Origin of the sequence: Synechococcus lacustris str. Tous (assembly GCF_003011125.1) — a bacterium.
In the GTDB taxonomy this organism is placed as follows: Bacteria; Cyanobacteriota; Cyanobacteriia; order PCC-6307; family Cyanobiaceae; genus Synechococcus_D; species Synechococcus_D lacustris.
In genome coordinates this window covers 1-9,345 of sequence record NZ_PXVC01000073.1, presented here as the reverse complement: position 1 = coordinate 9,345, position 9,345 = coordinate 1, and the positions used below count along the sequence as shown (strand labels likewise).

General features: G+C 50.6%; 10 protein-coding genes. 5 read left to right on the top strand and 5 right to left on the bottom strand.

Features of this window, described 5'->3' with window-relative positions; translation table 11 throughout:
- The coding region (locus C7K08_RS11240) for a CHAT domain-containing protein (protein WP_133165235.1) at positions 1-1,359 on the top strand (1,359 nt) is incomplete at its 5' end.
- Here C7K08_RS11240 and speA read toward each other — a convergent pair.
- Genes speA through C7K08_RS11225 form a run of 3 tightly spaced genes read right to left on the bottom strand, consistent with a single transcriptional unit; the run spans position 1,335 to position 3,924 of the window.
- Positions 1,335-3,266 (bottom strand): biosynthetic arginine decarboxylase, encoded by a 1,932-nt coding sequence (gene speA / locus C7K08_RS11235; RefSeq protein ID WP_106500702.1) that lies wholly within the window; start codon positions 3,264-3,266, stop codon positions 1,335-1,337. The genes C7K08_RS11240 and speA overlap by 25 nt on opposite strands.
- Complete coding sequence (locus tag C7K08_RS11230) at positions 3,260-3,667, bottom strand: type II toxin-antitoxin system VapC family toxin (RefSeq protein WP_106500701.1); 408 nt, start codon at positions 3,665-3,667, stop codon at positions 3,260-3,262. Before C7K08_RS11230 ends, speA begins: the two co-directional genes overlap by 7 nt.
- Positions 3,664-3,924, bottom strand: coding sequence for a type II toxin-antitoxin system Phd/YefM family antitoxin (locus tag C7K08_RS11225; protein ID WP_106500700.1), 261 nt, complete (start codon positions 3,922-3,924; stop codon positions 3,664-3,666). Before C7K08_RS11225 ends, C7K08_RS11230 begins: the two co-directional genes overlap by 4 nt.
- 125 nt (positions 3,925-4,049) lie before the next feature.
- On the opposite strand from C7K08_RS11225, the gene ndk reads away from it, so the two are divergent.
- Positions 4,050-4,508: a nucleoside-diphosphate kinase gene (gene ndk / locus C7K08_RS11220; RefSeq protein ID WP_106500705.1), complete on the top strand. Its 459-nt coding sequence runs from the start codon at positions 4,050-4,052 to the stop codon at positions 4,506-4,508.
- A 12-nt stretch (positions 4,509-4,520) separates the two neighbouring features.
- Here ndk and C7K08_RS11215 read toward each other — a convergent pair whose 3' ends face one another.
- The gene (locus C7K08_RS11215) at positions 4,521-5,636 is read right to left on the bottom strand and encodes an FAD-dependent oxidoreductase (RefSeq protein ID WP_106500699.1); all 1,116 of its coding nucleotides are present in this window, start codon (positions 5,634-5,636) and stop codon (positions 4,521-4,523) included.
- A gap of 33 nt (positions 5,637-5,669) precedes the next feature.
- Here C7K08_RS11215 and gatB point away from each other — a divergent pair, with 33 nt between their 5' ends.
- On the top strand, positions 5,670-7,139 hold the full coding sequence (gene gatB / locus C7K08_RS11210) for an Asp-tRNA(Asn)/Glu-tRNA(Gln) amidotransferase subunit GatB (RefSeq protein ID WP_106500698.1): 1,470 nt from the start codon (positions 5,670-5,672) through the stop codon (positions 7,137-7,139).
- On the opposite strand, the gene coaE is transcribed toward gatB, so the two are convergent.
- Positions 7,129-7,740, bottom strand: coding sequence for a dephospho-CoA kinase (gene coaE, locus C7K08_RS11205; protein ID WP_241537225.1), 612 nt, complete (start codon positions 7,738-7,740; stop codon positions 7,129-7,131). The two genes, gatB and coaE, sit on opposite strands and share 11 nt — an antisense overlap.
- A 38-nt stretch (positions 7,741-7,778) precedes the next feature.
- Between coaE and argJ the strand changes: the two genes are divergently transcribed.
- Both argJ and C7K08_RS15555 read left to right on the top strand, forming a co-directional pair.
- A complete protein-coding gene (argJ, locus tag C7K08_RS11200) occupies positions 7,779-9,011 on the top strand; it encodes a bifunctional glutamate N-acetyltransferase/amino-acid acetyltransferase ArgJ (RefSeq protein ID WP_106500697.1) in 1,233 nt (410 codons plus the stop codon).
- Positions 9,012-9,045: 34 nt separating this feature from the next.
- The coding region (locus tag C7K08_RS15555; protein WP_161955895.1) for a hypothetical protein at positions 9,046-9,345 on the top strand (300 nt) is incomplete at its 3' end.

Below are 9,345 nucleotides of genomic sequence, written 5' to 3'. Positions count from 1 at the left end.
CAGGTGATTGCTTCTTTGGAGCAATCTGAGCAAAGAAATAGTGAAAAAGTAGCTGTTGCCTTAGGGCTTTCGTTGCAGGAGGCTGCGAAATCACTCAGCACTGTTGATATTCAAAATGGTTTAAAGACTGCGATTACATCAGTGAGAACAGCGGCTGGAAAGCAAGCAGGATTAGGGCTTGATCCCGGCCTTGGTTTGCTAGCAAGCGCTGCAACTAACAATCAGGCATTGCTTAATCCTGCTTTTAATCGTGCTGCATATAATCCAGCGGTTTTGCATCTGCGCTACTCAAATGCTGCTGTTGGCGGCTTTGATGCCCAATTGGATTTAGTTTTAATCACAGCATCAGGCGAACCAAAGGGAATCCGTGTGCCATTGCGCCAAGCTGATTTCCGCGATTCACTGCAAAAGCTTTATGGGGCACTTTCCCGTCAGGAAAATCTGGCAGTTAATGATGCGAATGGCCCTTCCCGCAGTTTATATCGCCAAATCTTTACTTCCCTAGAGCCAATTCTGCAGGAGCAAAAGATCACCACCTTGCTTTTAAGCGCCGATCAAGGTTTACAGGCAATTCCCTATGCKGCATTACATAACGGTAAGCAATTTCTAGGTGAACAATATGGTTTATCACTTACGCCTTCYCTCARTCTCACTAATCTTCAGSCACCCCTTGGCCGCGGTGGTGATCTGCTTGCCCTAGGYGCATCTARCTTTGATGGTTTGGCACCCTTACCGCTGGTGCCAGAGGAATTGCGGGCRGTGTCGATTGGTCAAAAATCAGAGATTTTTCTKAATCAAGCTTTCACCCCAAGYKCRCTTTTGATATCAGCTGCYGAMCCGCGWTTTCGSCGGGTTCATGTGGCTACCCATGCTGAATTTTTGCCGGGTGGTCCRTCCCAATCGCGCATTTATACCGGCACRGGAGCTGTTGCGCTCAAGGAATTCGCCTCCTTGCGCAGTCGCCGCGCTGATGCCAGCCTTGATCTAATCAGCCTTAGCGCTTGCCGTACGGCCATTGGTGATCCTGATAGCGAACTTGGTTTTGCGGGCCTTGCGCTTCAGGCGGGTGCTCGCAGTGCAATCGGTAGCCTTTGGTATGTGGATGATGTGGCAACTTCTGCTTTCTTTGTGCAAACCTATCGCYATTTAGAAGCTGGCGTGCCAAAGGCTGAGGCTTTACAACTCACCCGCCAAGCTTTTTCTAGGGGCTTAATACGTTTAGAAGCTGATCGTGTAGTTGGTGCTTCTGGTGAAGTATTGCTGGCTGGTTTGGATGCAAGCCAAAGGCGCATAGCAGCATCKGGATTAACSCATCCCTATTTTTGGGGYGGYATTCAATTGATGGGTTCCCCTTGGTAATCGGCTTCTAGATAGGTACTTTGTTGMAGCGATTGCTCAAGATGTTCCATTAATTTACTTGCAGCTGCAATYGATAATTCACCGCGGGARATAGAGGCTTCACTGGCTTGRCGCAGGCGTTCAAGTAARGTGKTKGGGTTRTGTTCCATAGCCTTTAATACTTCTGCATTTGTGTTGCCGCGTACCACGTGATCAACTTGATATTGGCTGCCGGCACCTAAGCGAATATTTACGGCATTAGTGCTACCRAAYAAGTTATGTAAATTACCCATAACTTCTTGGTATGCGCCAGCAAGGAAAAGGCCAATCCAATAGGGTTCCCCTTGTTTAAGGCTATGAAGTTCTAGTAATGGCTTCTCACTACCAGAATTAATAAAACGGGCTAATTTACCATCGGAATCACAGGTTAAATCAGCAAAACTGCCCAATTGATTTGGCTTTTCATTTAGGCGGTGAATTGGCATCACCGGAAATAATTGATCAATTGCCCAGGTATCTGGAGCGGAGCGAAAAATTGATAGATTCGCGTAGTAGGTGTGGGCTAAGGCAGCTTGCAAGCTGCGGAGATCCTCTGGCACTTCAGTTGAAGGTAATTCACGGGTTATGGCCCAACAGCAGGCCCAGTAAAGCTGTTCCGCCAGGCCCCTGTGYTGCAAGCTTAAGTAACCAAGCCTGAAACTAGATAGGGCATCGTCTTTAAATTTACGGGCATCATTCCAGGCTTCTTGTAGATTTTGGGGRTTWATGCCAGCGAGAGTTTCGCGCAAATTGCGCACAATTAATGGTTCYTCTGGTTGCTGATCAGGCACCTGATCAGCAACGGCGGTATTACCAAGWACGTTRAAAACTAATATTGAAAAGTGGCTTGCKATCGCCCTGCCACTTTCRCTWACTAAAGTTGGTACCGCGATSGCTTTTGGTTCGCAGCATTCTTTGATGGTTGCTACCACATCATTTGCATAGTTTTGCAGTGAATAATTAGTGGAAGCAGCGCTGGCGGTGCGGCTGCCGTCGTAATCAACACCAAGGCCGCCWCCCACATCTAGGTAACCCATGGGTGCACCTAATTCGGCAAGTTGCACATAAAGCTGTCCCGCCTCCTGGAGCGCATCTTTGAGCACTGCAATATTATTAATTTGGCTGCCGATATGAAAATGCAGMAGMCGCAGATCATTAAGTAGATTTGCTGYCCGTAATGCCTCCACGGTGGCCAACAGGTCGGGAACCGATAGGCCAAATTTTGCCCTTTCCCCCACGGAGCTGCCCCAGCGGCCAGTGCTGCGGGTAGATAATTTGGCCCGAATGCCTATCAAAGGTGCGGCACCAAGGGTTTTGCTGGCGCTGATGATGCGTTCCACCTCATCGGCTTGYTCGATAACCACCACCGGTTGACGGCCCAACTGCCTTGCCAGGATCGCGGTTTCTATATAGCGATTGTCTTTGTAGCCGTTGCAGATCAACAGCGCAGCKGGATCGTTTAGAAGCGATAGGGCGATCAGTAATTCCGCTTTGCTGCCCGCCTCAAGGCCAAAATTCCAACGGCGACCACTCTCCACCAGCTGTTCCACCACATGGCGCTGTTGGTTGCACTTAACTGGGAAAACACCCTGATATCTACCGCCATAGCCGTATTGGGCGATTGCCCGTTCAAAGGCGCCATGGAGCCGCTCCAGCCTGTCTTCCAGGATGTCGTCGAAGCGAATCAAAAGTGGCAGGTGCAGGTTGCGGTTTTGCAGGCCCTCCACCAGTTCCACCAAATCCAGGGAACCACCACGGTCACCGCGGGGCTGCACGATCACATGGCCGCAACTATTAACGCTGAAATAGGGATCACCCCAGCGCTCTAGGCCGTATAGGGCAGCGCTATCGGCACTGGTCCAGGCTTGTGCGGGGCTGGAACTCACCATATCGATTGCACGTGGGCGTATTGCCTGATTCTGGCGTCAGCAGACACCAACGGCAGATTTAGTTGGCGAGCTTGAGCCACAAGGAAGCGATCGGCTGGATCGGCATGGAACGGTTCTGGCAGTTGGGTGGCKTTTATGGCAACTCGAGGCTGAAGGGGCAGGAATTTGATGGCAGGGATGGAACTGATCAGGTTGAACCATTTTTCGCTATCCATGCTGAGGCTTAGGCGGCCGCGTTYTAGCAGCATTGCCACCTCCCAGCAGCTGATTGCACTTACAAGAAGTTGTTGTTTTTGATTGGATTGTTTATGTAGATCTATCGCAGCTAGGGCTGCTTTTGATAAACGGCTTAAATCACCATTTACCCACCAGATCAGCACATGGGTATCAAGCAAAATCACTGCAATGCTTCCCAGTGCCCTTGATCCACCGGTTCCGTTGGTTCGATGTAGCTAATTACTGAGTTGCGCAGTTGATCCAAAGGGTCTAGCTCRGAATTTGGCAGGGGCTCATAGGGGCGGATTTCCAAGGTGGGGTGGCCGTGATCGGTAACCACAATGCTTTCGCCGCTGGTTTCAACATGGCGGAAATATTCCAAAGCCTTGCTTTTGAATAGGGATTTTGAAATCCAYGGGCCCTGATCTTGGGGTAGAGCCATAAAAACMAGTCTCTAATTATGACYATAGGCRCATGACTATAGGCAAGTGATTGSAGCWTGAAACTGTGTTCTTGCCAAGCAGCCCCCCAGGCACCCACCATGGGGCCGAGCTTTCCCCCTGCCCAATGGCCACCGAACGCACTTTTATTGCCATCAAGCCCGATGGTGTTCAACGGGGACTGGTGGGKGAAATCCTCGGCCGCTTTGAGCGCAAGGGCTTCAAGCTGGTGGGGCTTAAGCAGCTAACCCCTAGCCGCAGCTTGGTGGAGGAGCACTACGGCGTGCATCGCGAAAGGCCATTTTTTGCTGGTTTGGTGGATTTCCTYAGCAGTGGCCCTGTGGTGGCAATGGTTTGGGAAGGTGATGGCGTAATTGCTAGCGCCCGTAAATTGATTGGTGCCACCAAGCCTTTAGAAGCTGAACCCGGCACCATCCGCGGTGATTTGGCGGTGAATATCGGCCGCAATGTGATCCATGGTTCCGATGCAGCAGAAACAGCTGAATTTGAAATTGGCCTCTGGTTCCAAGCCGCTGAATTAAGCAGCTGGACCCCTGCCGACCAGGGGTGGCGCACGGAAAGCTAGTTAAATAACTAACTACTCAAATCGTTTGTAGCTGAAGCTGGCGAGCATTGCCGCTTGATCAGGATCGAGTTGATTGCAGATGGCGGCAACTATCAGTTCWACGCTGATTGCTGCCAGCAACACCCCATTGCGATGGTGGCCTGTTGCTAGCCATAGGCCTKGCACGGCGCTGCGGCCAAGAAGCGGGCCCTCATCGGGGGTGCAGGGGCGAAAACCCCACCAGCGYTCCATGGGCGGCCAATGGCTTGCTTCCGGCAGGAGGGCGCAAATGCCTTGCTGCAATTGCCGTTGCCCGGTTGGGGTGAGGCCATCGGTAAAGCCGGCTTCCGCTTCGCTGGTGGCACCCACCACCAGCAAACCATCATCCCTTTGCACTAAGTAAGTGCCGGGGCCGAATAACACTCGCCCTAGGGCCTGCCGCGGTGCCTGCAACGACATCATTTGCCCCTTCACCGGAAAAACGGGCAGGTTTGATAACAACTCACCACTCCAAGCACCACAGGCGAGAACGGCATGGCCACATGGCAGCCGCTGCCGTTCACCTTCTGCGCTGATCAGCTCAACAGCCTCTAGGTGCCCGTTTTGCTGGCGCTGCAGCTTTTGCACCTGGGCACCYTCTTGAAATTGCACACCAAGGCCTGTGCAGGCCCGCTCTAAGGCCCGCATCAATTGGCGGCGATTATCAATTTGACCGTCTTGCTCAAACAACAAACCCGCCTGCCATTGGGGGCCAATCCCAGGTATTTCCTGCTCCAGGCCAGCTCGATCAAGGCTTTTACCCATGGCAGCAGTGGGATAGGCATCCCGGTTGCTAGCGCTTTTAAAGGGCACCACGATGCCGCAGGGTTTGAGTTTGCAATTGATGCCGCTATCTGCCTCCACCTGGGCTATCCAGCTTGGATAGGCGGCCAGGCTGGCTTGCCCCARCAGCAGTTGATCACCGCTAAGGCCTTCCGCATGGGGGGCCAACATGCCTGCTGCCACAAAGCCAGCCGCTTCATTGCGGCGGCGGCTCAACACGGTTACGGCATGGCCACGGCGGCCGAGGCCATGGGCAATGGCAAGGCCAATTAAGCCACCGCCAAGGATCAGGATTGGTTCAGATCGATCCATAGCGGCTGAGTTCATAGGATCAATGCCATTCAAGGCTGGAGCAGAGCGATGGCAGAGGCCAATTGGGAGGCGGTGATCGGTTTAGAAACCCATGTGCAACTGGCTACGGCCAGCAAAATCTTCACCGGTGCCTCCACCGCTTTCGGTGATGAGCCAAATACCCACATCGATCCTGTGGTTTGCGGATTGCCTGGCACCCTACCGGTGTTAAACCAAAAGGTGCTCGAATATGCCGTGAAGGCAGCWTTAGCTTTAAATCTGAATATTGCAGCCCAWAGCAAATTTGATCGTAAGCAATATTTTTATCCAGATCTACCAAARAACTATCAGATTTCACAATTTGACCAACCGATTGCTGAGGATGGTTGGATAGAAGTTGAGGTGGCTGAAAAAGGCAAAGAAACCTATCTAAAACGCATTGGCATTGAACGTTTGCATATGGAGGAGGATGCGGGCAAGTTGGTGCATGCCGGCAGCGATCGATTAGCCGGCAGCACCCATTCCCTCGTGGATTACAACCGGGCGGGTGTGGCCCTRGCCGAAATTGTTAGTAAACCTGATCTCCGCACCGGCAGGGAGGCGGCTGAATATGCATCTGAAATTCGCCGCATCATGCGTTATTTAGGTGTTAGTGATGGCAATATGCAAGAGGGATCATTGCGCTGCGATGTGAATATCTCTGTGCGTAGGGGGCCGGATGCACCCTTTGGCACAAAGGTGGAAATAAAAAACATGAATTCATTTTCAGCAATTCAAAAGGCGATTGATTTTGAAATCCAGCGCCAGATAAAGGCCTACGAAAGTGGTGAGCGGGTGGTGCAGGAAACGCGCCTATGGGATGAAAGCAAACAGCACACCAAGAGCATGCGCAGCAAGGAGGGTGCCGCCGATTATCGCTATTTCCCGGAGCCGGATCTAGGGCCGATTGAAGTATCAGATATTCAACGGAATGCTTGGCTTGCYGAGCTTCCTGAATTACCAGCCGCTAAACGGCATCGCTACGCAGATCAATTTGGTTTATCAATTTATGATGCCAGGGTATTAACGGATGAACGCCAAATGGCTGAATATTTTGAAGCCACAGTAGCGGCTGGCGCTGATGCAAAGGCSGTTTCAAATTGGATAACYGGTGATATCGCAGCCCACGTGAATGCCAATCGACTTTCCTATGTTGATCTGCCCTTAAAGCCTGAGCAATTAGCGGAATTAGTGGGTTTAATAGAAGCTGCTGAGATCAGCGGTAAAATCGCCAAAGAAATCCTGCCCCAATTATTAGCTGAGGGTGGTTCAGCAAAGGCGATAGTGGCAGCGAAGGGCCTGGGAATGATYAGTGATCCTGCRGCAATTACYGCAATTGTTGATCAGTTGCTTGCRGATCATCCCGCTGAAGTGGAAGCTTTTAGGGGCGGTAAGAATAAATTACAAGGCTTCTTTGTGGGCCTATTAATGAAGCAAACTGGCGGCCGAGCTGATCCAAAGCTTGCTAATCAAATCCTGTTAACTAAGCTCAAGGGTTGAGCGCATCAGCAACATGTTCAGCAAGTTCAGCACTGCTGCCGCGGTTGTTGATCAGGCGATCGGCTAGGAGGCGCTTACGGGCTAAAGGCCATTGGGCATTAATGCGTGCTAATGCCTGTTCATTCGTGCATATATCCCTAGCAATTAAGCGTTCTAATTGTTGATTTTCATCGCAATCTACAAGCCAGATTTCCGTGCTTAGTGATTCAAGGCCCGCTTCAAATAGGAGTGGTATCATTAACACTATGGTTTCGATTCTAGTTGATTTATTTAATTCCTCAGCTATCTTTTGCCGCACAATTGGATGCACCAGTTGTTCAAGCCATATGCGTTCTGTGGGGTTATTAAAAACCAGATCACCTAGGGCCCTGCGATCAAGATGATCACCGCAAAATAGCTTTTGCCCATAGCGSTTYAGCACCGCTTKGCTAGCYGTAGTGCCAGGGGCTAGGGCAGCGCGGGCATAGCGATCAGCATCTAAAACCARCAGGCCATATTTTTCCTGCAGCAGTTTYCCCACGCTCGATTTACCACTGGCAATTCCACCGGTGAGGCCGATGCGGCGTTGGCCCATGGCAATCAATTGATTGAGCATCACCATCTTCACCGGCAGGATGGTGCCARTGGTGTGAACMGGCCGTGAATCARTGGCAACCRATTAGCGGYGGCATCACAGCCCCAAATGGTTTSAAAGCCGCTGGCATCACAGCTGGGCTTAAGGCCAGTGGTAAGCAAGACCTAGCACTCCTCTTGGCGCCAGAGGCGGCGGTGGCGGCTGGGGTTTTCACCACAAACATCGTGCGGGCTGGCTGCGTTGATCTATGCGTTGAGAGGTTGCAACAAAGCCAAGGCACGGCAAGGGCAGTGCTTATAAATTCAGGCCARGCCAATGCCTGCACTGGCGATCTTGGYTTAATCGATAGYTTGAGGGCCACTGCTGCYTTAGCTGATCGGCTTGGTTTAGCCCATGAAGAGGTGTTGATTTGCTCCACCGGTGTGATCGGTGTGCCGATCCCAATGGATSTGTTATTAACAGCTATTGATCCCTTGGTGGATTCATTAGCTGCTAATTCAGAAGCTGGTGCTGCAGCTGCTACCGCGATCCTCACCACTGATTTAGTGGCAAAAAGCCATGCATTGGAGTTGCAAATAGGTAGCCAGCTTGTGCGGCTCGGAGGTATTGCAAAAGGGTCGGGCATGATTCATCCAAATATGGCAACAATGCTTGCATTTATTAGTTGTGATGTGGCTGTTCCTGCGCAGCAATGGCAGGCAATGTTASGGCGGGCTGCTGATAATTCATTYAATTCAATCACTGTTGATGGCGACACCAGCACCAATGATTCATTGATCGCTTTTGCCGCTGGGCCCCAGCTAGAGGAACAATATTGGCCATTATTAGAAGCTGGTTTAAATCAAATGTGTGAATATTTAGCTCGGGCGATAACCCGTGATGGGGAAGGYGCTAGTTGTATAATTGAAGTGTTGGTGGAAGGCACTGAAACTAATAACCAGGCCCGCCAWATAGCYCGCACAATATGTGGCTCTTCCTTRTTTAAAACTGCAATCCATGGCCGTGATCCCAATTGGGGCAGGATMGTTGCAGCAGCGGGTAGGGCAGGGGTTTGYTTTGATCCAGGGGCCGTTGCCCTATGGCTTGGCCCCYATCAATTAATGGCTAATGGCGAACCGCTTAATTTTGATCGSCYGGCAGCATCATTGTATTTRCAARCAAAGGGATCWGGCAAATATCTAGARAGCGATCAAGTTGATATTCATTTATTGGTGGGATCTGGCTCTGGTGCTGGCCGGGCCTGGGGTTGCGAYCTGTCGGCCGAATATGTGCGCATCAACGCCGATTACACAACCTAAAATGGATCAAMCTGAGGGCCTTAATAGTTCTAATGTGGCTCAACAATACAAGAATTTATTTACTGATATTGATTGCTTAAATATTTTTAAGGCGCCTATTATAAAGGGAAGCATTTATTTTTATAATAATACTTGCAAAGATGATGGGCTTAGTAAAGAAGAATTAATAGATGATCCATCTGGGCTGGAAGCTGCGAGCAGTTGCACTGGGATAGAGATAAATTATCAACACAAGCACCATCGCTGGGTAGCTAAACTGCCTCAATCATTGATAATTTTAGAATATGCCATATTATATATTAATGCTAGAAACGTATCTTCCCATGGTAATAAT